We start from the raw sequence: 23434 nt of genomic DNA, 5'->3' as shown, positions 1-23434 counted from the left end.
ACTTTCAGGAGCAGCGCATGGCCGATGCCGTCCGCCACGACAAGACCGCGCGGCAGTTGCGTTTGCTGTCCGATGCGCTGGACAGCGGGCGCCTGGGCCCGGTGCGGAGGCTGGTCAATACGCTGGCCCCGGCCGAGATCGGCAACCTGCTGGAGTCGCTGCCGCCCGGCAAGCGCGTGGTGGTGTGGGGCCTGGTCGATCCGGAAGACGACGGCGAGGTGCTGCTGCACGTCGGCGAGGAAGTGCGCGAAAGCCTGCTCGCGGACATGGACCCGGACGAGATCGTCGCCGCGGTCGAAGACCTGGACATCGACGACCTGGCCAACCTGGTCGAGGATCTGCCCGACACGGTCATCGACGAAGTGCTCAAGTCGATGGACCGCGAGAACCGCGAGCGCCTGGAACAGGTGCTGTCCTATCCCGAGGACAGCGCCGGGCGCCTGATGAACCCGGACGTGGTCACCGTACGCGCCGACGTCAACGTCGACGTGGTGCTGCGCTACCTGCGCCTGCGCGGCGAACTGCCGGACCACACCGATCACCTGTTCGTGGTCAGCCGCCGCCACCAGTACCTGGGCCGGGTGTCGCTGGCCGCGCTGGTCACCCATGAGGATTCCACCCCGATCAACCGGCTGATCGACGACGAGCAGCCGGCCATCGACGTGGGCGAAGGCGCCGACGAGGTCGCGCGGCAGTTCTCCGACCACGACTGGATCTCCGCGCCGGTGGTGGACGACAACAACATCCTGCTCGGCCGCATCACCATCGACGACGTGGTCGACATCATCCGCGACCAGGCCGAGCACCAGGCGATGAGCGCCGCCGGCCTGGACGAGGACGAGGACATGTTCAGCCCGGTGCGGCGCGCGTTCCGGCGCCGCCTGCTGTGGCTGACCATCAACCTGGGCACCGCGTTCATCGCCTCCAGCGTGGTCAGCCAGTTCGAGGGCACCATCTCCAAGCTGGTGGCGCTGGCCGCGCTGATGCCGATCGTCGCCGGCATGGGCGGCAACGCCGGCACCCAGGTGCTGGCGCTGATGGTGCGCGGCCTGGCGCTGGGCCAGATCGGCGCCTCCAACTTCGCCGTGTTGCTGCGCAAGGAACTGGCGGTGGCGCTGATCAACGGCCTGGCGCTGGGCATCGGCCTGGGCCTGATCGTGCTGGCGTGGTTCAAGCAGCCGCTGCTGTCGCTGGTGATCGGCTCGGCGCTGACCATCAACCTGCTCACCGCCGCGCTCGGCGGCGTGCTGGTGCCGCTGACGCTCAAGCGCCTGGGCTTCGATCCGGCGCTGGCCGGCGGCGTGATCCTGACCACCCTGACCGACGTGATGGGCTTCCTCAGCTTCCTCGGCCTGGCCACGCTGGTGCTGCTGTAGCCCAATCCAGGTGGCCTGCGCATTGCCGCGAATGCCAGCGGATCGCCGCGCAGCGCATCGGTGTCGACTGTGTCGCCGGCGCTTGCCGGGCCGCGCCGCCCCGCCCGCGCAAGGAGGAACGCCGCGCGGCCAGCGCCTGACTGGCGCATGTCCGGCCCCCGGCCCTGGCGGCACGGCGCTCTGTCGCCGAAGGGCCGGGACACCGATACTGGGGCTCTCCACCGCCGAGGGCCGCCCATGTCGATGCGTTCGTTGCTGATGCTGCTGTGCCTGTCGATGGTCGGTTGCAGCAGCCTGCCCAGCGACCCGGCCAGCGGCCATTTCGTGTCGCGCCAGCTGACCGTGGACGGCCGCCTGTACCGCTACCAGGTGTTCGTGCCGGCGCCGCCGTTGCGCCAGGGTCCGCTGCCGGTGGTGCTGTTCCTGCACGGTTCCGGCGAGCGCGGCAGCGACGGCAGGCAGCAGGCCGATTCGGGTGTGGGCCCGTACCTGCGCCGCCACCTGGCCGACTTCCCGGCGCTGGTGGTGATGCCGCAGGTGCCGGACGATGAGGAATGGAACGGGATCAACGCGACCATGGCGCTGCAGGCGCTGGACGCGGCCAGCGCCGAATTCAACGGCGACCCGCAGCGCACCTATTTGACCGGCATGTCGATGGGCGGCTACGGCACCTGGGAAATCGCGCTGCAGCAGCCGCAGCGCTTCGCCGCGCTGGTGCCGGTCTGCGGCGCGATCCTGTCCCCGCACGAGGACCGCGAATACCTGGTGGTGACCCCGGTGGCGGAGCTGCCCGATCCCTACAGCGCGCTGGCCGAGCGCCTGCAGCGGATCCCGGTATGGATCTTCCACGGCGCCGAGGACGACGTGGTGTTGCCGCACGACGACCGCAAGATCTACCGCGCGTTCAAGAATCTGGATGCCGACGTGCGCTACACCGAATACCCCGAAGGCAACCACAACGCCTGGGACGCCACCTACCGCAACCCGAAGATGTGGCAATGGCTGTTCGCGCAGAAGCGCGGCGCCGACACCGCCGACGCGGCGCCGGAAACCGCGACCGGCGGCAGCTGAGCCGGCAGCGCGAACGGGCAGCTATTGCAGCGCGTCGCCCCCATGTAGGAGCGGCTTCAGCCGCGACCGAACCCGTCCCACCAACGACAGCATCCAGACCGGGTTGCGCCCGACGCTGCCGGCGCCGAACCAGGCGAAGGCAGAACAGCAGCGGCCGCCAGCCGAAGGCGCCTGAACGCCGCCGCGGCGGCGCGCGCGCCCGCCGCGTGTGCGTGCAGATTCTGCACGCCCGGCCTGCATGCGCACTGCACGCGCCCCCTCCGGCCGCGCCGCATCCACGCGCCTGGCAAAACCGCGTACAGTCCGCGCTCGCTCCTTCCCGCGCCGCCCATGGCAACCGTCCCCGCCTTCGCCCACGCCGACTTCCTCGCCCGGTTGCAACGCCTGGACCCGAGCGCCGCCGGCCTCGCCGATGCCGCGATCCTGCCGCTGCTGAGCGCCACTTCCGATCCCGCCGCCCCCTGGCGGCTCAGCGACACCGGGCAATGGCTGCTGCAGTTGCTGCAGGCCAGGCAGGCGCTGCTGCAGGCCGCGCACGCCACCACGCTGTCCGCCGATGCCCTGCGCCGCGACCAGAAGTTCGCGCCGCCGGGACGGCCATCGCTGCACCTGGTGCAGTTGCGCCAGCAGCAGGCGGCCGCGCAGCAGGCGACGCGGCGTGCAAAGCAGGACTTCGCGCAGGCCGCGGCCGGCTTCGTCCGCAGCGCCGGCCTGTCGCCGCCGGCCAGGCTGGGCCTGAGCGACTTTTTGCAGGGCTGGATCGATCGGTACGTGCCGTAGCGGGACTCGGGACCGGGGACCGGGGACCGGGGACCGGGGACCGGCAGGAGCATGACGGCCCAAGCACCGTGTGCAAGGCGCAATCGCGGCCTATCCCCCCCCCTCGCCGCTTCTCCGGGTCCCCGGTCCCCGGTCCCCGGTCCCGCCCCCCAGCTTGCTATCCTTGCCAACCATTTTCTCCCACACCACCGCACGCGCCGATTGCCCCCATGTCCAGCCTTCCCCACGCGTCCGCCGCGGACCGCGCCACCACCCTCGCCAACCGCCGCGCGCCGGCGCCCTGCCCGACCGCACCGGCGGCATGCGCATGCTGAGCGGACACGCGGCCAATGTCGCCACCTGGAGCATCTGCGCCGCGGCCACCGCCGCGGTGATCACGCGGCCGTTCAAGCTGCCCGAGGCACTGTGGGCGGTGGGCGGCGCGCTGCTGCTGCTGGTGCTCGGGCTGATGCCCGGCGCCGAGGCCTGGCACGCGGTGCTGAAGGGCTACGACGTCTACCTGTTCCTGATCGGGATGATGCTGCTGTCGGAAACCGCACGCGCCGAAGGCCTGTTCGACTGGGTGGCGATGCACGCGGTGAACCTCGCCAAGGGCTCGCCGCGGCGCTTGTTCGCGGTGGTGTTCGGGGTCGGCATCGTGGTCACCGCGTTCCTGTCCAACGACGCCACCGCGGTGGTGCTGACCCCGGCGGTATACGCGGCCGCGCGCAAGGCCGGGGCCAAGCCGCTGCCGATGCTGTTCGCCTGCGCGCTGATCGCCAACGCCGCCAGCTTCGTGCTGCCGATCTCCAATCCCGCCAACCTGGTGCTGTACGGCGGCACCATGCCGACGCTGGGCGCGTGGATGGCCGCGTTCGCGCTGCCCTCGCTGCTGGCGATCGGCGTCACCTTCGGCATGCTGTACTGGGCCGAGCGCAAGGACCTGCGCGGGCGCTGCGCCGAACGCGTGGACACGGTGCCGCTGAGCCGCGGCGGCGCGTTCGCGCTGGCCGGCATCCTCGCCACCGCGGCGCTGCTGGTCGGCGTCTCCGCGCTGGGCCGCGACCTGGGCCTGCCCACCTGCCTGGCCGGCCTGGCCACGCTGGCCGCGGTGTGCCTGGGCGGCCGGCAATCGCCGCTGCCGCTGGTCAAGGCGGTGTCGTGGGCGGTGCTGCCGCTGGTGGCCGGGCTGTTCGTGCTGGTCGAGGCCCTGTCGCGCACCGGCGTCATCGCCTGGCTCGCGCAGACGCTGTCCGCCGCCGCGGCGCAGTCGCCGGTGGCCACCGCCGGTGCGGCCGGCACGCTGCTGGCGTTCGCCTCCAACCTGATGAACAACCTGCCGGCCGGCCTGATCGCCAGCACCACCATCGCCCAGGCGCATCCGCCGCAACTGGTGGTCGATGCGTTGCTGATCGGCGTGGACCTGGGGCCGAACCTGTCGATCACCGGCTCGCTGGCCACCATCCTGTGGCTGACCGCGATCCGCCGCGAAGGCGAGGACGTGGGCTTCTGGCGCTTCCTGAAAGTCGGCGCGCTGGTGATGCCGCCGGCGCTGCTGTGCGCGCTGGGCGCGCGGCTGTTGCTGGGCTGAGCCGTGCCCGCTTTTGTGTAGGGGCTTCAGCCGCGACGAACGTGAGCAAGAGGGCTTTGCGTTCTCGCAAAAACTCCGTGCTGTGCGGGCCTGATCGCATGACCCACCTTCCGGTCGCGGCTGAAGCCACTCCTACAGGGGAAGCGCGGTGCCCTACCCTGCCCGCTGCGCGCGCAGCCGCCGCGCCACGCCGCTGATCAGCGCGATCGCCGCGGTCAGCGCGGCCATCGACAGGAATTGCGCGCGGGTGTCGGGCGAGGCCACCAGCAGGCCGAAGATCAGCGCCAGGATCGCCAGCGCCAGCACGGTCAGCAGCGGATAGCCGCGCATGCGGAACGGCAGGCGCGTGCCGGCGCGATCGGCGCGCGCACGCAGGATCAACTGCGACAGCAGCGAGATCGTCCACACCAGCAGGCAGGTGGCGCCGACGATGTTCAGCAGCGTCGGCAGCACCCGATTGGGATACAGCAATTCCAGCACCGCGGCGACGAAGCCGAACAGCACGCTGGCCAGCACCGCCAGCAACGGCACCTGCTGGCCGTTGGTGAAGGCCAGCACGCGCGGCGCCTCGCCGCGCTGCGCCAGCGAAAAGATCATGCGCGAGGCGCCGTAGAGATTGGCGTTGAGCGCCGACAGCAGCGCGATCACCGCGATCAGGGTGATGCCGGTGGCCGCGCCGGGAATCTTGGCCGCCTGCAGCACCGCGGCGAACGGCGAACTCAGCGCCTCGCTCTGCCACGGCACCACCGCGATGATCACGCTCAGCGAGCCGATGTAGAACACCAGGATGCGCCAGGCCACGGTGCGGATCGCGCGCGCGATGCTGCGCTCCGGGTCCGCGGTCTCGGCCGCCGCCACTGCCACGATCTCGGTGCCGCCGAAGGCGAACACCACCACCAGCAGCGCCGCGCCGATCCCGGCCAGCCCCTTGGGCGCGAACCCGCCATTGCCGGTGACGTTGGACCAGCCCGGCGCCACCACGTTCGGCAACCAGCCGGCCAGCAGCGCCACGCCAACCAGGATGAAGCCGACGATCGCCACCACCTTGAGGATCGCGAACCAGAATTCGAACTCGCCGAAATTGCGCACGCCGAGCAGGTTGATCGCGGTGAAGGCGGCCATGAACACCACCGCGACCAGCGGCACCGGCAACGCCGGCCACACGGTGGCCAGCAGGCCGCCCGCGCCCACCGCCTCGGCGGCGATCACGATCACCAGCTGCAGCCACCACAACCACCCCACCGTCGCGCCGGCGGTGGCGCCCATCGCATCGGCCGCATACACCGAGAACGCACCGCTGGCCGGCTTGGCCGCGGCCATCTCACCCAGCGCGTTCATCACGATGATCACCAGCGCGCCGGCGACCAGATAGGAGATCAGCACCGCCGGCCCCGCCGCGTGCACGCCGACGCCGGACCCCAGGAACAGGCCGGCGCCGATCGCGCTGCCCAGCCCCATCATGATCAGTTGCCGCGGCTTCAGCGCATGGCGCAAGGCAGGCGCGGCGAACGCGGCGGGACCGGGAGGCAGGGACGGATGCGGCATCGGGTTCGTCGATTGGCAGGAATCGCGACACGATACCGCGTCGCGATGGCGCCGTGCTCGCCGCCGCGCAGCAGCCGATCCTGAGCGGGTCGCGCCAGGTCTTCGAACCCCGCACCGCCTGGACGGACATGGCTTGTGCTCAGCGGCACCGAGTGTGCGGCGCAGCGGCTGCGCTGGTCAGCGGCGACTGCTCCGCCCCACCACGACACGCTGTCGCGCCCGGCGGACGGCCGCGGCGGCGCTGCCACCGGCGCATGCCCATCGCCCTGCCCTTCGCTTCCCTCCCCTGCGCTCCCTGCCCTTCGCAACCCGCCAGCGCACGCGCAAACGGGACACGACCTGCAGCGCCAATGGGCGGCACCCGAAGTTCGGATATACAAAACAACAGGATTTCGCCACCTACGACGCAAGTGGTTGATTTTAGATATTGACAGAGATACTAACGTCAGAAATACTGAACAAAGCGTCGAGGTGGAAGCGTTGCTCGATGACCGGCGTAGCGCCGCCCACAGGCACTACGCCGGTCGCCAGGTACGGCTCCGCCCGCACGCGTGATGGCAGGCCAGGAGATGGCCTGCACCGAGCGGTTCGGCCGGAAAGGACCACGGCTGCCGCCCGGCCCATGCGCAACGGTCCGCTGCATCCAGACAAGGAGAGACACCATGAACAAACCCCTGTTGACCCTGGCCGTTCTGGCCATCGCATTCACCGCGGCGCAGACCCATGCCACGGGGCAGAAGCTGGAAGCCAACGACACGATCCAAGGCCTGGGCGAACGCGTCCCGGCCGGCAAGAAGAACGTCAGCCTGTCGCCGCTGTTCAAGGTCTACACGTTCGAGAAGTCCGGGCTGACCTTCGCCCAGATCAACTCGTCGAAGGACGAGGTGATCACGGTCATGGCGGTCACCCCGGGCGCTCAATCGCGCCTGCCGATCGGCTTGGCCGCACAAGAGCCACTGATCGTCGTCAACGACGAGAAGGACCGCCCGCTCGGGATGGTCACCGCCGCCGCGAGCTGCCCGTGCAGCGCCACCGTGGTTTACCAGGACGCCAACCAGATGATCGTCGTGGTCTACGGCTCCAACGGCGAGTACATCACCTCGTACGTGCTCCCGCGCACCAAGTCGCCGGGCTCGCCGGAGTAACCGGCTTCACCTGCACCACAGCGCCGCGGCCGGCGACGGCCGCGGCGTTTTCGTTGCAGGAGCAAGCCTACGAATGCGCAGAGGCCGTGCGCCGGCAAGGCGTGCCCCCCCCCCCCCCCCCCCCCCCCCCCGGTCCTGATTAGCGCTGTGTCTCAGCTGTCGTACGCAGTTGCTGCTCTGTGAGCCTTCCCGCGCCGGCCAGGGCACTGGCCAGGCGCGGCACCATGGCGGCCAGGTTGAAGCGGCGATTGAAGCGGTAGGCATGCGCATGCAGGTAGCGCGCGCCGTATTTGGGGAAGTCCACCGCATGGTGGGTGCCGCTAAGCGCCGTTTTGAGATTGCCCAGGATCGTATTGACCCAACGCAGACGAGGCTGCTGGACGCCTTTGCGGCCGCTTCCGGTCACGATGGCATCGTGGGTCAGGCCTGCCCAGCCCACACCGGTGAACGCTGTCAGCCCATCACTGACGACATGGGTGCCCGGTGCCAGTGCCTGCTGAGCCCACGTGTGCACGACGCTTCTTCGGAAGCTGGAGACCACATCCAGGCGGAGATAGCGCGGGCGCCCTTGATGCAGGGAAACCGCTGCAATAAACGGCACTTTATTGCGCCACTGCGGTTGGCCTGGACCACCGGCGCGTTCGCCGCCCAGATAGGCATCATCGATCTGGACCTCTCCGTCGAGCCGGCGTGACTGCTCACGATCGGCCATCGCCGACATCACTTTGTGCTTGATCCGCCATGCAGTGCGATAGCACACGCCCAGTTGCCGAGCCAGTTCCAGCGCAGCAATTCCGTTCTTGGCTTGGCTCACCAGATAGATGGCCAGCCACCACACCCGCAAGGGAAGCTTGGTGTCTGCCATGGGCGTGCCGGCGGTCAAGCTGGTCTGTACCCGGCAGCGCGCGCACTGCCACAGGTGCTGGCGTCCCCGCTCAAAGCCACTGGCATGCGTGTGTCCGCACTGCGGACACACGAAGCCATTGGGCCACCTGGCCTGAACCAAGGCCTCGACACATTGCGCCTCGGAGCCGTAGCGGCTCAGAAAAGCCGGAATCGAAAGCCCCTTTTGGAACTGGATCCGATTGAGCGTCATCGCCGTATCTCACTGAAGAACCTGCATTTCTAAACCAAGGCAGCATCACCAGCTGAGACACAGCGCTAATCAGGCCCCCCGGTAAGGCAATGCGGCGGCTACACCCAGCGCATCGTCCCGGCAAGCCGCTGCGGCAACTGGCCCGCACTTCCTGCGCGACACGCAATGCGTGCGTCGCGACAGCACGCCGCCCTCCAGTTGAAGGGTGGCGAATACCGCATGCGCCGCTCAGAACTCCTGCCAGTCCTTGTCGGTGGTCATCGCGGCGACGGACGACGAACGACGCGCAGCGATCGGCGCCGGCACGCGCCGCTTCCACCGCCGCATTCAAGGCCAGGATGTTGGTCTGGAAGGCGATGCCGTCGATGACGCTGATGATGTCGGCGATCTTCTTCGACGAGGCTTCGATACCGCTCATCGTGCTCACCACCTGGCCGACCACCTCGCCGCCTTCCGAGGCCACCGATGCGGCACCGGCCGCGAGCTGGTTGGCCTGGCGCGCATGCTCGGCGTTCTGCTTCACGGTGGAGGTCAACTCCTCCATCGAGGCAGCGGTTTCCTCCAGGCTCGCAGCCTGCTGTTCGGTGCGCCGCGACAGGTCGTCGTTGCCGGTCGCGATCTCGCTGGCCGCGGCGTTGATCGACACCGCCGAGTGCTTGATCCGGCCGACGATCTCGGCCAGCTGCTCGGCGGTGGCGTTGGCGTCGTCGCGCATCTGCGCGAATACGCCATGGAACTGGCCGTGCATGCGCGCGGTCAGGTCGCCGGCGGCGATGGACTGCAGCAAGGCCGACAGCGACTGCAGATTGCCGTCGGCGGTGGTCATCAGCTGGTTGAGGCTCTCGACCATGACCCGGAAGTCGAACTGGAAACGCTCGGCGTCGCCGCGGGCGCTGAAGTCGCCATTGGCGGCGGACTGCGCCAGCTGCTTGATCTGGCCGTTCATCGCCGACAGGTTGGCCTTCACCTCGTCCATGGTCTGGGTGAACGCCGCTTTCTCGCCGGGCAGGCGGTCCATGTCCTGGCTGAGGTCGCCGATCGCGTAACGGCCCATGATCTGCGCCAGCTTCAGCTGTACCGCGACATGCGCATCGACCACGCTGTTGGTTTCAGCCGCCATGCGCCCGTAGTCGCCGGGGAACACCGCCGCATCCATGCGGTAGCTGATCTGGCCTGCGTCATGGCGCTTGGCCATGTCCAACTGTGCGGCGATCAGGTTGCGCAATTGTTCCTGCATGCCATGCATCGCGCTCAGCAAACGGCCGGTTTCGTCGTTGGCAGCAGTGTTCACGTCGTTGTCCAGTTCGCCGCGTGCGATCGCTTCGGCGGCGCGCGTGGCGCGGCCCAGCGGCACGGTCAGGCTGCGGGTGATCAGCCAGGCCAGCAGCGCGCTGACCACGACCACCGCCACGCCGCCGCTGATCAGCATGATGCGGCCGCGGTCCATCGCCAGATTGGCGTCGGCATAGGCCTTGGCGCCACGCTTGTGCTGCCGCTCCGAATATACGTCGATCGCCTCCTGCCACTTCTCGGTGGCCGGTCCTGCCTCCTTCATCAACACAATGAGCGCCAGATCGTCCTTGTCCTCCATGCCGAGGTCCAGCACCTTTTGATTGGCCGCGCGGGTCAGCGCGTAGCGGTCATCGATCTCCTTGCGCATGTGCGCGGCAGTGGAGTCCGAAACCGGAATCGCATAGAGCCTGTCATGGTTGTCGCTGTAGCGGGCACGCTCGCCCTCGATGGCCTTGGCGAACTGGAGATTTTGCCCGCGCGTGGTCGGCAGGACGATGTTGCGCAGGTTGATGGCCACGTCAGAACTGGCCTTCTGCATCTCGCCGACGTAGCCGAGGATGGTCAGGTTGCGCTTGACGATGGTTTCCATGCGTTCGCGCGCCTGCGCCAGGGTCATCAACCCGGCGACGACGAGCGCGCAGGAAAGCAGGATAAGCACGCCGAACGCCGCAGAGAGCCGCGTGCCGACCTTGTAGCGCTGAAGAAATCCGATCATGGGACACCTATTTGGGGGGAAAGGAAATGGAACTGCGCCACGGCTTACAAACATGCGGAACCTGGCACAAAATAAAAAGATGCGTAACGGTGCTGGCACGGCTGGGCAGCAGTTAAAATGGGTTAAGCTTCTGCCTGCCGAGCACGAGACCACTGTCGATGCTTGGGCGATGTAACGGCGGCGGCCACAGATTCTTGATGCGCAATTGCGCATGTTTTTTTGAACGCCGTTACAGAAGTGAGCGGCATGTGCAGACCGGCCGGCGAGGCCGTCGCGAGACGCCCGGATCGATGAAATCGATGTGAAAAATGCCATCTGGCAAGCGCGACTGCGACGCGATCGCGTTATGCACCGGCGACGCATTACGACTCGCATGCACTGCGGGCCTGGCATGCACCGATCGGCCGATGCGGCGCGGATCCGTGCACGCGCCGCGCGCATCGCATGCGCGGCGCGCATGCGGAAGGACGGGCCAGCGGCAACGCCCCGGACCGAGCCGGGGCGGCCGCACGGCGGTTACACGGCCTATTCAGCCAGGTTGGTGCCTGCGCCGGCCGTGGCGATGACCTTGGCCTTGACCTGCGCGGCCGGGATCGCGGTGTACATGTAGCCCAGCGGCTGCGGGAAGGTCTTCGACGAGATCCAGGTGCTGGCGTTGGCGTAGGGCTTGCTGGTGCTGTCCGGCACGCTCCAGGTGATGCCGCTGCCGACGTAGTTGTTGATCAGGTCCCAGTCACCGATTTCGCTGCTGTCGCGCGAGGTCACCGGGTTCTTCGCATTCTCGAAGTAGTTGGCCTCGATCAGCGCCACCGCGCCCATGCGCACGTTGATGCCGGAGGTGAGCACGTTGTTGAAGTAGTTGTTGTAGATGTGGCTCAGCCCGCGGCGTTGCAGCGGCAGCCGCGATTCCACGTTCTCGAAGCGGTTGTGGTGATAGGTGGTGCGCGCGGCGGCGTTCTTGGTGTCGTTGTCGCTGTAGCCGTTGAGCGCGACCTTCTGGTAGTCGTGCACGTGGTTGTACGACACGGTGACGTGGTGAGCGCCCTTCTTCATGTCGATGCCGCCGTCGAAGGAGGCGTCGCCGGCGCCGGCGCACTTGGTCAGCGAGGCGAACAAGGTGTTGTGGTCGACCCAGATGTTGGACGGTTCGCCGGTGGAATTGCCTTCCAGCGAGATCGAGTCGGCGTCCTCGCCGCCCGGCAGCAGGCCGATGGTCATGTTGCGGATGATGATGTTGTGCGCATTGCCGCCCACCCACAGGCCGAAGTTCGCCGACGAGCCGTTGGCGCCCTTGATGGTGATGTTGCTCTTGTTCTTGATCTGCACCGTCCTGGCCGGCAACTGCCACTGCGCGCAGACGTTGCCGATGCTGGCGAAGTTGAATTGGCCGGTGTAGTTCAGCACCAGGCCGCCGCTGCCGGAATAATGATTGATCGCGGCCTGCATCGCCTCCATCGTGGCGACGTTGATCGGAATCGCATTGCCGCCGCCGGTGGTGGCGGCGCCGTAGCCGACCGGACCGGCGACGGCCGGCGATATGCAGAAAACCAAGGCAAGCGCGAGCGTGCCCTTGAGCGGCTGGATGTTCATCAGACTCTCCCATCTTGCAGCGATAAGCGCCTGGCGCCCTGCGCGGAACGCGATGGGCGATGGCACGGGGCGTGGGGGCCGGGCGCAGTCTTCGCCTCGCCCAGGGCCAGCACAATCGGCCGAATCGGGAAGCTAGATCGGCACCTACGATCGCGCCGCAAGACATGAAAAACAGACACGAACGGACAGCGGGAGACAGACAACGACAGGCGAAGACAGGCGTTTGCAACGCGCTCGCGCGCGACATTGCAGGCGTGCCGAATACGCCGAAGAACCGCGACCCAGCGTCATCGGCACGACGCGCGGCGCCATCCGCCGAACGCGCTGGCTTCGCAGCGGAGACATTCGCGCGTCATTGGCCCATCTGCGCACATGCAGCCGATGTTGCGCATGCAGCATGGAACGGCGCAGGCGAGGTCGGCCGCGCGTCGTCGCCAACGAGCACGCGAACGCGCGAGACCGCTACGGGCCGGCCGCTGCCGGCGCGATCCTGCCGTGCTCGCGCGCCGCCCACGACGCGCGCTTCCGGCGCGGACCCGAGCGGCATGCTGGCACGGCTGTTGTGCGGCCGCGCACTGTAGAGGATTCACTTGGGCAAGCCCGGGCAGATCTGCATCGGCGTAGGCGCCACGCACGTGCTCGAAACGCAGCAGGCGATAGACCCAGAACAGGTGCGGTGTGCGGTGTGCGGTGGGCGGTCGCGGGTCAGCGACGCCGCGGCCAGCGCGACGCGCAACGCGCGCCGCCTTGCTCGGCGCCGCAGCACCACATGCGGCGATCGCGATGGCGGCGCCGTCACGGCTTGGCAAGATCCTTCTCGCTGCATGCGCACGCACACGAGCGCGTGCGGCGCGGCACTGTCGCCGCGCCGGCGGCACGGCGCAAGCGGCGCGCCGCCGCCAGGCGTCGCGGAGCAGGCGGGCTCAACTCACCGCGTCGATCGCGTTGTCGCCGCGGTCGGAGTCGGGCAGTTTGTGCTCGGGGTCCAAGGTCACGTGCACCACCTTCTGCGTGCTCGGCACCCTGATCTGCGGCTGGGTCTGCTGGATCCAGGTCTCCACCGGCACGCGCTGGTCGAGGTGGCTGCCGTCGGCGAAGTCGATGCGCAAGGTCGCCGGCATCACCAGTTTCTGACGGCTCTGCAAGGTCACCAGCAGGCCCTTGGCCGGGTCGTGTTCGACATAGCGGGCCACGCGCACGCCCATGTCCAGCTGCCAGTTGTTGAGATACCAGCCGCGCCACCACCACGACAGGTCTTCGCCGGACTCGCTTTCCATCAGCCGGAAGAAATCCGACGGGGTCGGATGCTTGTACGCCCAGGTGGCGATGTACTTGCGGAACGCCGGGTCGAAGCGCGCCGGGCCGAGGATCTGCTCGCGCAGCAGCACCAGGCCCAGCGCGCCCTTGAAGTAGGTCAGCGAATGACGGTAGGTCTCGCTGGTGGCATCGGCGCGGTCGAGCAGGTTCGGCGCCTGCGCGTCGGCCAGCAGCGGCAGGATCTCGTCCACCGGGTTGCCGCCCTTCGGCGCGTACTCGCTGTCGCGCTTGGGCGCGAATTCGCCGTGGTTGACCGCGTCGGAGGCGTAGACGTCGATGAAGGTGTTGAAACCCTCGTCCATAAACGCGTAGCGGCGCTCGTTGGAGCCCACGATCATCGGGAACCAGCCGTGGCCCAGTTCGTGCGCGGTGATCCAGAACAGGTCCTTGCCGCCGTCGTGCATGTCGTCGAAGACGATGCCCGGATACTCCATGCCGGCGCCGTGGCCGCCGAGGTTCACCGCCGCCGGCCACGGATACGGGTACCACTGCGAGAAATGCTCGATCGACGCCTTGACGAACTCGGTGGAGCGGCCCCACTTGTCGGCGCCGACGCCTTCGCGCGGATACACCGACATCGCCAGCGCGTGCTTGCCGTCGGGCAGGTTGATGCGCGCGGCGTCCCAGACGAAGGCCGGCGAGGCGGCGAAGGCCACGTCGCGGGTATGCGCCATGTGGAAGCGCCAGGTCTGGGTGCCGCTGGCGGTGGGCCGGCTGGCCGCATCGCCTATTTCGGCAACGCTGCGGATCGCCACGGTGCGGTCGCTGGCCGCGGCCTGGGCCAGGCGCTGGCGCTGCGTGGCGGTCAGCACCTGCGCCGGGTTCACCAACTCGCCGGAGCCGGCGACCAGGTAGTTCCACGGCACCGTCACCGCATAATCGAAGTCGCCGTATTCCAGGTAGAACTCCGCGCCCAGGTAGGGCTGCGTGTCCCAGCCGCGCTGGTCGTCGTACACCGCCATGCGCGGATACCACTGCGCGATCTCGTAGATGTCGCCGTCGCCGGTCGGGGTGACCGCGGTGCGCCCGCCCCAGGTGCCGGGCACCGTGTAGGCGTAATCGATATGCAGCTTCAGCGCCTTGCCGGCGCCGGCCAGCGGCTGCGGCAGGTCCACGCGCATGCGCGTGTCGTCGACCAGGAAGTGGGCCGGCACGCGCTTGCCGCCCTGCTCCACTTCCACCTTGGCGATGCGGTAGCCGTCGCTGGCCGGCGCCGGCGGACCTTCCGCCCGCGCCGGGCGCACGCCGCTGGCACGCGCGTCGGCGCGGTAGATGTTCTGGTCCAGCTGCAGCCACAGCACGTCCAGCGTGTCCGGGCTGCGGTTGCTGTAGGTGATGGTTTCCTGGCCGCTGAGCGTGCGCGTGGCCGGATCGATGCTGGCGTGCAGGTCGTAGTCGGCGCGGTTCTGCCAGTACAGCGGTCCGGGTACGCCGCCGCCGCTGCGATAGGCGCTGGCCGGCTGCGGCAATTGCAGCGGCGCGAACAGGGCCAGCGGGTCGTAGCCGCCGGCAGGTGCGGCGGCGGCCGGCGCGGCGGCGGCGGCCTGGGCGAAGCCCACGAGGGAAACGTAACCGGCGCGGCGCAGGGCATGGATCATGTGGGGCGTCCGTGGGAAGGATCGCCACCGATGGTATGCCAAAACGGTGTGGCGTGGATGTGCCGGTTGGCGTGGTCGTCGGCGCGGACATTCACCGCAGGCGGGTGTGCGTCGCTTGCGATCGTCGCGGCTGAAGCCGCTCCTACAGAAGCCTGCAGCGAACGTGCTGGGTGCACTGTAGGAGCGGCTTCAGCCGCGACGAACGAAGCAGGGCATCCCATCGCGACAGGCAACACATCCAGGCAAGAGCGCCCACTACGCGCGCACCACGCCTCACCCCAACAACGTCTCCAGCACGGCCATGCGCACCGCCACGCCGTTGGCGACCTGGCGCAGCACGCACGACTGCGGGCCGTCGGCGACGTCGTCGGTGATCTCCACGCCGCGGTTGATCGGTCCCGGATGCAGCACCACCGCGCCCGGCGCGGCGCGGCGCAGACGCTCGGCGGTGAGGCCGTAGTGCGCATGGTAGCCCTCCAGCGAGGACACCAGGCCTTCCTCCATACGCTCGCGCTGCAGGCGCAGCATCATCACCGCGTCCACGCCATCGAGCATGGCGTCGAAGTCGTCGCCGACCACGCAGCCGTCCAGGGTGCCGTCGTCGGGCAGCAGCGCCTGCGGGCCGCACACGCGCACTTCGCCGGCGCCGAGCGTGCGCAGCGCGTGCAGGTCCGAACGCGCCACGCGCGAGTGCTTGACGTCGCCGACGATGACCAGCTTGAGCTTGGAGAAATCGCCGCCCTTGGCGTGGCGCAGGGTCAGCATGTCGAGCAGGCCCTGGGTGGGATGCGCGCTGCGGCCGTCGCCGGCGTTGATCAGCGCGGTGCCCTCGCCGGCCGCTTCGGCCAGGCGCTCGACCGCGCCGTCCTCGGGATGGCGCACGACGAAGCCGCGCACGCCCATCGCTTCCAGGTTCTTCAGCGTGTCGCGCGCGGTCTCGCCCTTGCGCGTGGACGAGGTCGAGGCGTCGAAGTTCAGCACGTCGGCGCCGAGCCGCTGCGCGGCCAGCTGGAACGAGCTGCGGGTGCGCGTGGACGGTTCGAAGAACAGCGTGCACACCGCGGTGCCGGCCAGCACGTTGCGCTTGCCGACCCGGCCCACCGCCGCGTCGCGGATCTGCCCGGCGCGGTCCAGCAGTTGCAGCAAGGTCGCGCGCGGCAGGCCTTCCAGGGTCAGCAGGTGGCGCAGGCGCCCGTTCGAATCGAGTTGCGGGTCAGTCATGGCGGGTCCGGGAAAGGAATCAGGAAATGGGAGTGGCGTCGTCGGGCGCGGCCAGCCAACGCTCGACGATCACCGCGGCGGCGACCGCGTCCAGCGCGGCGGCGTCGCGGCGGCGCTTGCGCCCGGCGGCGCGGTCCCCGGCGAAGCGCTGGGCCGCTTCGACCGAACTGGAGCGCTCGTCGACCAGCACCACCGGTAGCCGGTAACGGGCACCGAGTTCGCGGGCGAAGGCATGCGCGCGCTTGCGGTTGGGTTGGTCGGCGCCCTCCAGGGTCAGCGGATCGCCGACCACCAGGCCGTGCGGGCGCCATTCGGTATGCAGGCGGTCCAGCGCCGGCCAGTCCGGCCCCTGCGCATGCACATCGACCACGGCCAGGGCGCGTGCGCCGCTGCCGAAGCTGCTGCCCACGGCCACGCCGATGCGACGGTGGCCGACGTCGAAGCCGAGCACGGTGCCGTCGCGGCGAATCGTGCCGGCAGCGGCGCTGTCCGCAGCGGGCGCGCCGGGCTCAGGCATGCCCGCTGTAGTCGGTGAGGCGGAACAGGTCCACGCCGATGCGGCCGGCGGCGGTCTGCCAGCGCCGCTCCAGCGGCAGCTCGAACAGCAGTTCGGCATCGGCCGGCGCGGTCAGCCAGCTGTTCTCGCCCAGCTCGTATTCGAGCTGGCCGGCACCCCAGCCGGCGCAGCCCAGCGCGACCACCGCGTTGCGCGGGCCGTCGCCGCGGGCCATCGCTTCGAGCACGTCGCGCGAGGTGGTCAGGAACAGGCCGTCGCCGAACGCCAGGCTCGAATCCCAGGCGCGTTCGCCGTCGTGGATGACGAAGCCGCGTTCCGGATGCACCGGCCCGCCGCTGAGCACCACCTGCTCGCGCAGGGTCGCGTCGACGGTGTCGATGCCCATCTGCTCCAGCACCTCGCCCAGCGTGTATTCGGAGGCGCGGTTGACCAGCACGCCCATCGCGCCGCTGGCGTCGTGCTGGCAGATCAGGGCCACGCCGCGCGCGAAATGGGGATCGGACAGCGCCGGCAGCGCGATCAGCAGTTGGTTGGCCAGAGGGGTAGGCAAAGCGGACATGGCCCCATTCTATCGTCCCTCCCGGACCGGCGCTGCGCCTGGCCGGAGCGGACTGCCATAATCATCCCCGATCGCGCACCGCCGCGCTGCCAAGGATGCTGTCCCGCATGGAAACCGCCCCCGACCTGCCGCGCCAGAGCCGCGCCTTCATCGTCCTGGTCGCGCTGCTGCAGGGCGCGCTGCTGTACCTGGCCCAGCGTGGCGCCGATGCCGGGTGGTGGCCGTTCGCGGCGCTGGGCGGCCGGGTGTGCTGGTACACCCTGGTGCTGACCGTGCCGACGCTGACCCTGCTGTCGGTGCGGCGCCTGAGCGAATTGCGCCTGTGGCAGCACCTGATCGCGCTGGCGCTGCTGGTGGCGGCGCTGTCGGCCTGGGCCGCGTGGAGCGTCACCGGCGCGCCCGGGCTGCGCAGCGCGAACGTGCTGGTCCCGTTCGGCATGGCCATCACGCTGGGCATGTTCGTGCTGCTGCCGTGGCTGCAATGCCGGCTGCAGCATGGCCACTGGCTGGCGCCGTACCGCGAATTGTTCGAACACGCCTGGCAGAACGCGCTGACCCTGGCCCTGGCCTGGCTGTTCGTCGGCATCTGCTGGCTGGTGCTGTGGCTGTGGGGCGCGCTGTTCGCGCTGGTCAAGCTGGAGTTCTTCCGCGAGCTGTTCCGCCAGGGCGCCTTCGTCTACCTCGCCACCGGGATCATGTTCGGCCTGGGCCTGCTGATCGGCCGCACCCAGCAGCGCGCGGTGCAGGTGATGCGGCAGATCCTGTTCGCGATCTGCACCGGGCTGCTGCCGTTGCTGGCGTTCGTGGCGGTGCTGTTCGCGCTGAGCCTGCCGTTCACCGGCCTGCAGCCGCTGTGGGAAACCCGCGCCGCGGCGAAGATCCTGATCGCGCTGGTGGCGGCCCTGGTGCTGTTCGTCAATGCGGTCTACCAGGATGGCAGCGCGACCGCGCCCTATCCGCAATGGCTGCGGCGGCTGATCGACGCCGGCCTGCTGAGCCTGTCGCTGTACGCGCTGCTGGCGCTGTACGCGCTGTGGCTGCGTATCGACCAGTACGGCTGGAGCGCGGAGCGCTTCAACGGCGTGCTGGTGGCGGTGGTCGCCTGCGGCTACGCGTTCGGCTACGCGTGGGCGGTGCTGCGCCCGGACGGACGCTGGTTGCGGCCGCTGGCGCCGGTCAACCGGGTCATGTCCTGGGTGGTGATCGCGCTGGCGCTGACCAGCAGTTCGCCGCTGCTGGACCCCTACCGCATCGTGGTCGGCAACCAGTTGCAACGCTTCGCCGACGGCCGCACCGCGGCCGCGGACGTGGATCTGTCCTACCTGCGCTTCGACAGCGGCCGCCGCGGTTACCAGGCGGCGCAGTCGCTGCGCGACGCGCCGGGCTTCGCCGAGGACCCGGCGCAACGCGAACGGCTGCAACGCATCCTGCAACGCACGCAGCGCTGGGGCGGCGACGGCGACACCAGCGGCGAGCAGCGCGCGCAGGACCGCATCGCCGCTGCGGCCGAACTGCGCCAGCACATCCCGCTCGCCGCCGGCAGCGCCGATCCCGGCGATGGCTGGTGGCAGGCGCTGCTCGCCGGCACGCTGCACGACGCCGGCTGCCTGCAGCGTGGCGACCACTGCGCGCTGCTGCTGCGCGATCTGGACGGCGACGGCAGCGACGAGGCGCTGCTGTGCAACGACAGCGACACCTTCGGCATGGCATGCCGGATCCACGCGCGCCGCCAGGACCGCTGGCAGGACGTGGCGCGCGTGCATTTCTCGCCCAGCTCGCGCGATCGCGCGGATGCGCCGTTCGACGCGCTGCGCGCCGGCAAGCTGGGATTGGTGCCACGGCGTTGGCCGGACCTGAGCTTGCCGGATGCGCGGCGCGCCGAAATCTCCCCCGAAGACCATGACCAGGACGACTGACGGAGTCTGCCCGACATGCCCAGCTATTGCGACATCGCCCCCGGCCACGCCTTGCATGGCCCGTACCACGACGCCGAATACGGCGTTCCGCAGCGTGCCGAACCCGAGCTGTTCGAGCGGCTGGTGCTGGAGATCAACCAGGCCGGGCTGAGCTGGGAGTTGATGCTGAAGAAGCGCGCAGGCTTCCGTGCCGCCTACGCCGGGTTCGATGTGGACACGGTCGCCGGCTACGGCGAGGCCGACGTGCTGCGCCTGCTCGCCGACCCCGGCATCGTCCGCAACCGGCTCAAGGTGCACGCGGCGATCCACAACGCGCAGGTGATTCAGGGCCTGCGCGCCTCGCACGGCGGTTTCGCCGCCTGGCTGGACGCGCACCATCCGCGCGACAAGGCCGAGTGGATCAAGCTGTTCAAGCGTACTTTCCGTTTCACCGGCGGCGAGATCACCGGCGAGTTCCTGATGAGCCTTGGCTACCTGCGCGGCGCGCACCGCGAAGACTGCCCGGCCTTCGCGCGTATCGCGCGGCTGGATCCGGCGTGGATGCGCGGCGCGTGAACCTTTCGCTCCAGGCACATCGAGAGCGCGGCTCCATCCGCTGGCGCATTTTCGGCACCGACGATGGCGTTCCACAGCCCTTGAACAGCAACCCATCCCCTGTTGCGGATCGGTCACCCCGCCATCCGCGCCTGCCAGAACGGCGCCTGCGGCCAGCGCCGCTCGCCTGCATACAGCGCGTGGCGCAAACGTCGCTGCGCCCTGCTGCAACCAGCGCGCGACATGCTGCCCCTCTCCCGCCGGGAAAGGGGTTGGGCTGAGGGTACGGCGCGAAGCGACTCACGCTGTTTGGGTGCGCGAGGCTGCGCCCGTACCCTCATCCGGCGCTACGCTCCAGCTTCTCCCGGTGGGATGCCTCTACCGGCGGGAGAGGGATTGGCGTCAGGGTGCGGCGTGCCATGGCGCTTTTGGAGCGCTCAGCGCACCTCGGCGATTTCCACCCCGTCCATGCCCTGCGCCAGGGTCCTGGCGTCGCCGCCCTGGGCGAGCTTGATGCGCAGGCGCACTTCGTTCTGCGAGTCGGCGTGGCGCAGCGCGTCCTCGTAGCTGATCTCGCCGGCCTGGTACAACTCGAACAGGCTCTGGTCGAAGGTCTTCATGCCCAGGTTGGTGGATTCCTTCATCACGTCCTTGAGCTTGTGGATCTCGCCCTCGCGGATGTAGTCCTGCACCAGCGGCGTGCCGAGCATGATCTCGATCGCCACGCGGCGGCTCTTGCCGTCGGGGGTCGGGATCAGCTGCTGGGCGACCACGCCGCGCATGTTCAGCGACAGGTCCATCAGCAGCTGGCTGCGGCGGTCTTCGGGAAAGAAGTTGATGATCCGGTCCATCGCCTGATTGGCATTGTTGGCATGCAGGGTGCACAGCACCAGGTGGCCGGTTTCGGCGAAGGAGATCGCGTGGTCCATGCCTTCGCGGGTGCGCACCTCGCCGATCATGATCACGTCAGGCGCCTGGCGCAGGGTGTTCTTCAGCGCGTTCTCCCAGCTGTCGGTGTCGATGCCGACTTCGCGCTGGGTGATGATGCAGCCCTCGTGCTTGTGCACGAACTCGATCGGGTCTTCGATGGTGATGATGTGGCCGGTGGAATTCTGGTTGCGGTAGCCGATCATCGCCGCCAGCGAGGTCGACTTGCCGGTGCCGGTGGCGCCGACGAAGATGATGATGCCGCGCTTGGTCATCGCCAGGGTCTTGATCACCGGCGGCAGGTTCAGCTCATCGACGGTGGGGATGCGCGTCTCGATCCGGCGCAGCACCATGCCGACCTGGTTGCGCTGGTAGAAGCAGCTGACGCGGAAGCGCCCGACCCCGGCCACGCCGATGGCGAAGTTGCACTCGTGGGTCTTCTCGAATTCCTCGCGCTGCGCCGGGGTCATCACGTTCAGCACCAGGTCGCGGCTCTGCTGCGCGGTCAGCGGCGTCTGCGTGATCGGGGTGATCTTGCCGTGCACCTTGATCGCCGGCGGCATGCCCGCGGTGATGAACAGATCCGACGCCTTCTGGTGCGCCATCAGTTTCAGGAACGAGGTGAAGTCGATGGTGCTCATTTGCAGGCTCCGGGACTCGGGACGCGGGACCCGGGACTCGAACGGCACAAGCCGCCGACTCCCGATCCTGCCCTGTCCACCCAATGAAAAATCAAACCGCGATGGATCGCTTTTCCGAGTCCCGAGTCCCGAGTCCCCGGTCCCGGCCTCACTCGAAGACCCGCTTGTCCTTGGCGTAGTCGCGCGCCTGGTTGCGGGTGATCAGGCTGCGCTTGACCAGATCCTGCAGGTGCTGGTCCAGGGTCTGCATGCCGTACTGCTGGCCGGTCTGGATCGCCGAGTACATCTGCGCCACCTTGTCCTCGCGGATCAGGTTGCGGATCGCCGGGGTGCCGACCATGATCTCCCACGCCGCGGTGCGGCCGCCGCCGACCTTCTTCAGCAGCGCCTGCGAGATCACCGCGCGCAAAGATTCGGACAGCATCGAGCGCACCATCGGCTTTTCGCCGGCCGGGAACACGTCGATGATGCGGTCGATGGTCTTGGCCGCCGAACTGGTGTGCAGGGTGCCGAACACCAGGTGGCCGGTTTCCGCGGCGGTCAGCGCCAGGCGGATGGTTTCCAGGTCGCGCAACTCGCCGACCAGGATGATGTCCGGGTCTTCGCGCAGCGCCGAGCGCAACGCTTCGTTGAAGCCGTGCGTGTCGCGGTGCACTTCGCGCTGGTTGATCAGGCACTTCTGCGAGGTGTGCACGAATTCGATCGGATCCTCGACGGTGAGGATGTGGCCGTATTCGTTCTTGTTGATGTAATCGATCATGCCGGCGAGCGTGGTCGACTTGCCCGAGCCGGTCGGACCGGTGACCAGGATCAGGCCCTGCGGCTGGTCGATCAGCTGGCGGAAGATCGGCGGGCAGCCGAGGTCTTCCAGGGTCAGCACTTCGGACGGGATGGTACGGAACACCGCGCCGGCGCCGCGGTTCTGGTTGAACGCGTTGACGCGGAAGCGCGCCAGGCTGGGAATCTCGAACGAGAAGTCGACTTCGAGGAACTCTTCGTAGTCGCGTCGCTGCTTGTCCGACATGATGTCGTACACCAGCGCATGCACCTGCTTGTGATCCAGTGCCGGGATGTTGATGCGGCGTACGTCGCCATCGACCCGGATCATCGGCGGCAGGCCGGCGGACAGGTGCAGGTCGGATGCCTTGTTCTTGACCGAGAACGCCAATAGTTCAGCGATATCCATACGCTGCTTTTCCCCTTGGGCTGCGACTGGAAGGATGATTCCCCGGGCGGCAGTATAGCGCCCTTCCCCATTGCCAGAAGCGCCGCCCGTGCCCCTCTCCCCCTTGCAGCAGATCCACCTGGACATGGACCGCGCCGCGGCCTCCGCGCAGCGTCCCCCGGCCCGCTTGCTGGCCGTGTCCAAGACCCAGCCGGCCGCGGCGGTGGCCGCCCTCGCCGCGCAGGGACAGCGCGCGTTCGGCGAGAACTACGTGCAGGAAGCGGCGGGCAAGATCGCCGAACTGGCGCCGCTGCAGTTGCAATGGCATCTGATCGGCCACCTGCAGTCGAACAAGGCCGAGCAGGCGGCGCAGTTGTTCGACTGGGTGCAGACGCTGGACCGGGCCAAGCTGGTCGGCGCCCTGGCCAGATACCGCCCCGCGTCGCGGCCGCCGCTGAACGTGCTGATCCAGGTCAACATCGACGACGAGGCCAGCAAGCACGGCTGCACCCCCGCCGAGGTGGAGGCGCTGGCCGCGGCCATCGCCGCGCAGCCGGCACTGGCGCTGCGCGGGCTGATGGCCATTCCCGCGCCATGGCCGGACGCCGAGCGCCGCGGCGCCGCCTTCGCGCGCATGGCCGCGCTGTTCGAACGGCTGCGCGCCGCGTATCCGCAGGCCGATACGCTGTCGATGGGCATGAGCGGCGACTTCGCTGCGGCGATCGCGGCCGGGGCCAATCTGGTGCGCATCGGCACCGCGCTGTTCGGCAGCCGCGCGCCGCGCGCGGCGTCCTGAAAACACGCGCCGCGGCCGCGATGCTGCCAAGGCAAGCGCAGGCGCGAGCTTGGCTACGAACT

The 23434-nt window shown here is 68.8% G+C and carries 18 protein-coding genes; 8 read left to right on the top strand and 10 right to left on the bottom strand.

What is annotated here, in order from left to right; translation table 11 throughout:
• Window positions 1-17 precede the first annotated feature (17 nt).
• From mgtE to KHF85_RS06280, 4 genes are all read left to right on the top strand, one after another.
• Window positions 18-1376 (top strand): magnesium transporter, encoded by a 1359-nt coding sequence (gene mgtE / locus KHF85_RS06295; RefSeq protein WP_003478109.1) that lies wholly within the window; start codon window positions 18-20, stop codon window positions 1374-1376.
• A gap of 237 nt (window positions 1377-1613) precedes the next feature.
• Window positions 1614-2447, top strand: coding sequence for a carboxylesterase family protein (locus KHF85_RS06290; protein ID WP_284568929.1), 834 nt, complete (start codon window positions 1614-1616; stop codon window positions 2445-2447).
• 330 nt (window positions 2448-2777) lie between these two features.
• Window positions 2778-3227, top strand: a complete 450-nt coding sequence (locus tag KHF85_RS06285) for a hypothetical protein (RefSeq protein WP_284568928.1) — start codon at window positions 2778-2780, stop codon at window positions 3225-3227.
• Window positions 3228-3534: 307 nt separating this feature from the next.
• Entirely contained in the window at window positions 3535-4797 is a 1263-nt protein-coding gene (locus tag KHF85_RS06280; RefSeq protein ID WP_284568927.1) for an arsenic transporter, read from the top strand.
• 153 nt (window positions 4798-4950) lie between these two features.
• Here the strand turns inward: KHF85_RS06280 and KHF85_RS06275 are convergent, their stop codons facing one another.
• Window positions 4951-6342, bottom strand: coding sequence for an amino acid permease (locus KHF85_RS06275; protein ID WP_284568926.1), 1392 nt, complete (start codon window positions 6340-6342; stop codon window positions 4951-4953).
• 662 nt (window positions 6343-7004) lie between these two features.
• Between KHF85_RS06275 and KHF85_RS06270 the strand changes: the two genes are divergently transcribed.
• A complete protein-coding gene (locus KHF85_RS06270; RefSeq protein ID WP_284568925.1) occupies window positions 7005-7487 on the top strand; it encodes a hypothetical protein in 483 nt (160 codons plus the stop codon).
• A 139-nt stretch (window positions 7488-7626) separates the two neighbouring features.
• On the opposite strand, the gene KHF85_RS06265 is transcribed toward KHF85_RS06270, so the two are convergent.
• The 7 genes from KHF85_RS06265 to KHF85_RS06235 all read right to left on the bottom strand — a co-directional run bounded on the left by KHF85_RS06265 (window position 7627) and on the right by KHF85_RS06235 (window position 17393).
• The gene (locus tag KHF85_RS06265) at window positions 7627-8532 is read right to left on the bottom strand and encodes an IS1595 family transposase (protein ID WP_284569488.1); all 906 of its coding nucleotides are present in this window, start codon (window positions 8530-8532) and stop codon (window positions 7627-7629) included.
• Window positions 8423-10591, bottom strand: coding sequence for a methyl-accepting chemotaxis protein (locus KHF85_RS06260; protein ID WP_284569487.1), 2169 nt, complete (start codon window positions 10589-10591; stop codon window positions 8423-8425). The genes KHF85_RS06265 and KHF85_RS06260 overlap by 110 nt, the downstream gene beginning before the upstream one ends.
• Window positions 10592-11116: 525 nt before the next feature.
• Window positions 11117-12181, bottom strand: coding sequence for a pectate lyase family protein (locus KHF85_RS06255; RefSeq protein ID WP_284568924.1), 1065 nt, complete (start codon window positions 12179-12181; stop codon window positions 11117-11119).
• Window positions 12182-13104: 923 nt separating this feature from the next.
• Entirely contained in the window at window positions 13105-15096 is a 1992-nt protein-coding gene (locus KHF85_RS06250; protein ID WP_284568923.1) for a M1 family metallopeptidase, read from the bottom strand.
• Window positions 15097-15369: 273 nt separating this feature from the next.
• Window positions 15370-16317: an aspartate carbamoyltransferase catalytic subunit gene (locus tag KHF85_RS06245; RefSeq protein ID WP_003478088.1), complete on the bottom strand. Its 948-nt coding sequence runs from the start codon at window positions 16315-16317 to the stop codon at window positions 15370-15372.
• A 19-nt stretch (window positions 16318-16336) separates the two neighbouring features.
• Window positions 16337-16834 carry a Holliday junction resolvase RuvX gene (gene ruvX / locus KHF85_RS06240; RefSeq protein WP_284568922.1) on the bottom strand — a complete coding sequence of 166 codons (498 nt, stop codon included), beginning with the start codon at window positions 16832-16834 and terminating at the stop codon, window positions 16337-16339.
• Window positions 16827-17393 carry a YqgE/AlgH family protein gene (locus tag KHF85_RS06235; RefSeq protein ID WP_009599956.1) on the bottom strand — a complete coding sequence of 189 codons (567 nt, stop codon included), beginning with the start codon at window positions 17391-17393 and terminating at the stop codon, window positions 16827-16829. Before KHF85_RS06235 ends, ruvX begins: the two co-directional genes overlap by 8 nt.
• Before the next feature lie 107 nt (window positions 17394-17500).
• Between KHF85_RS06235 and KHF85_RS06230 the strand changes: the two genes are divergently transcribed.
• Together KHF85_RS06230 and KHF85_RS06225 are read left to right on the top strand one after the other, a co-directional pair.
• On the top strand, window positions 17501-19309 hold the full coding sequence (locus KHF85_RS06230) for a DUF4153 domain-containing protein (RefSeq protein ID WP_284568921.1): 1809 nt from the start codon (window positions 17501-17503) through the stop codon (window positions 19307-19309).
• Between the two features lie 15 nt (window positions 19310-19324).
• Window positions 19325-19864 carry a DNA-3-methyladenine glycosylase I gene (locus KHF85_RS06225; RefSeq protein WP_284568920.1) on the top strand — a complete coding sequence of 180 codons (540 nt, stop codon included), beginning with the start codon at window positions 19325-19327 and terminating at the stop codon, window positions 19862-19864.
• 416 nt (window positions 19865-20280) lie between these two features.
• On the opposite strand, the gene KHF85_RS06220 is transcribed toward KHF85_RS06225, so the two are convergent.
• Together KHF85_RS06220 and KHF85_RS06215 are read right to left on the bottom strand one after the other, a co-directional pair.
• Window positions 20281-21411, bottom strand: coding sequence for a PilT/PilU family type 4a pilus ATPase (locus tag KHF85_RS06220; protein WP_284568919.1), 1131 nt, complete (start codon window positions 21409-21411; stop codon window positions 20281-20283).
• A 148-nt stretch (window positions 21412-21559) separates the two neighbouring features.
• Window positions 21560-22597, bottom strand: a complete 1038-nt coding sequence (locus KHF85_RS06215; RefSeq protein ID WP_003471666.1) for a type IV pilus twitching motility protein PilT — start codon at window positions 22595-22597, stop codon at window positions 21560-21562.
• Between the two features lie 124 nt (window positions 22598-22721).
• Here KHF85_RS06215 and KHF85_RS06210 point away from each other — a divergent pair, with 124 nt between their 5' ends.
• Window positions 22722-23372 (top strand): YggS family pyridoxal phosphate-dependent enzyme, encoded by a 651-nt coding sequence (locus KHF85_RS06210; RefSeq protein ID WP_284569486.1) that lies wholly within the window; start codon window positions 22722-22724, stop codon window positions 23370-23372.
• Window positions 23373-23434: the final 62 nt, after the last annotated feature.

Source organism: Xanthomonas graminis pv. graminis, from assembly GCF_030168915.1.
Lineage (GTDB): Bacteria > Pseudomonadota > Gammaproteobacteria > Xanthomonadales > Xanthomonadaceae > Xanthomonas_A > Xanthomonas_A translucens.
Note: the sequence above shows the minus strand (reverse complement) of the source record. Positions and strands in the feature narration are given on the sequence as shown.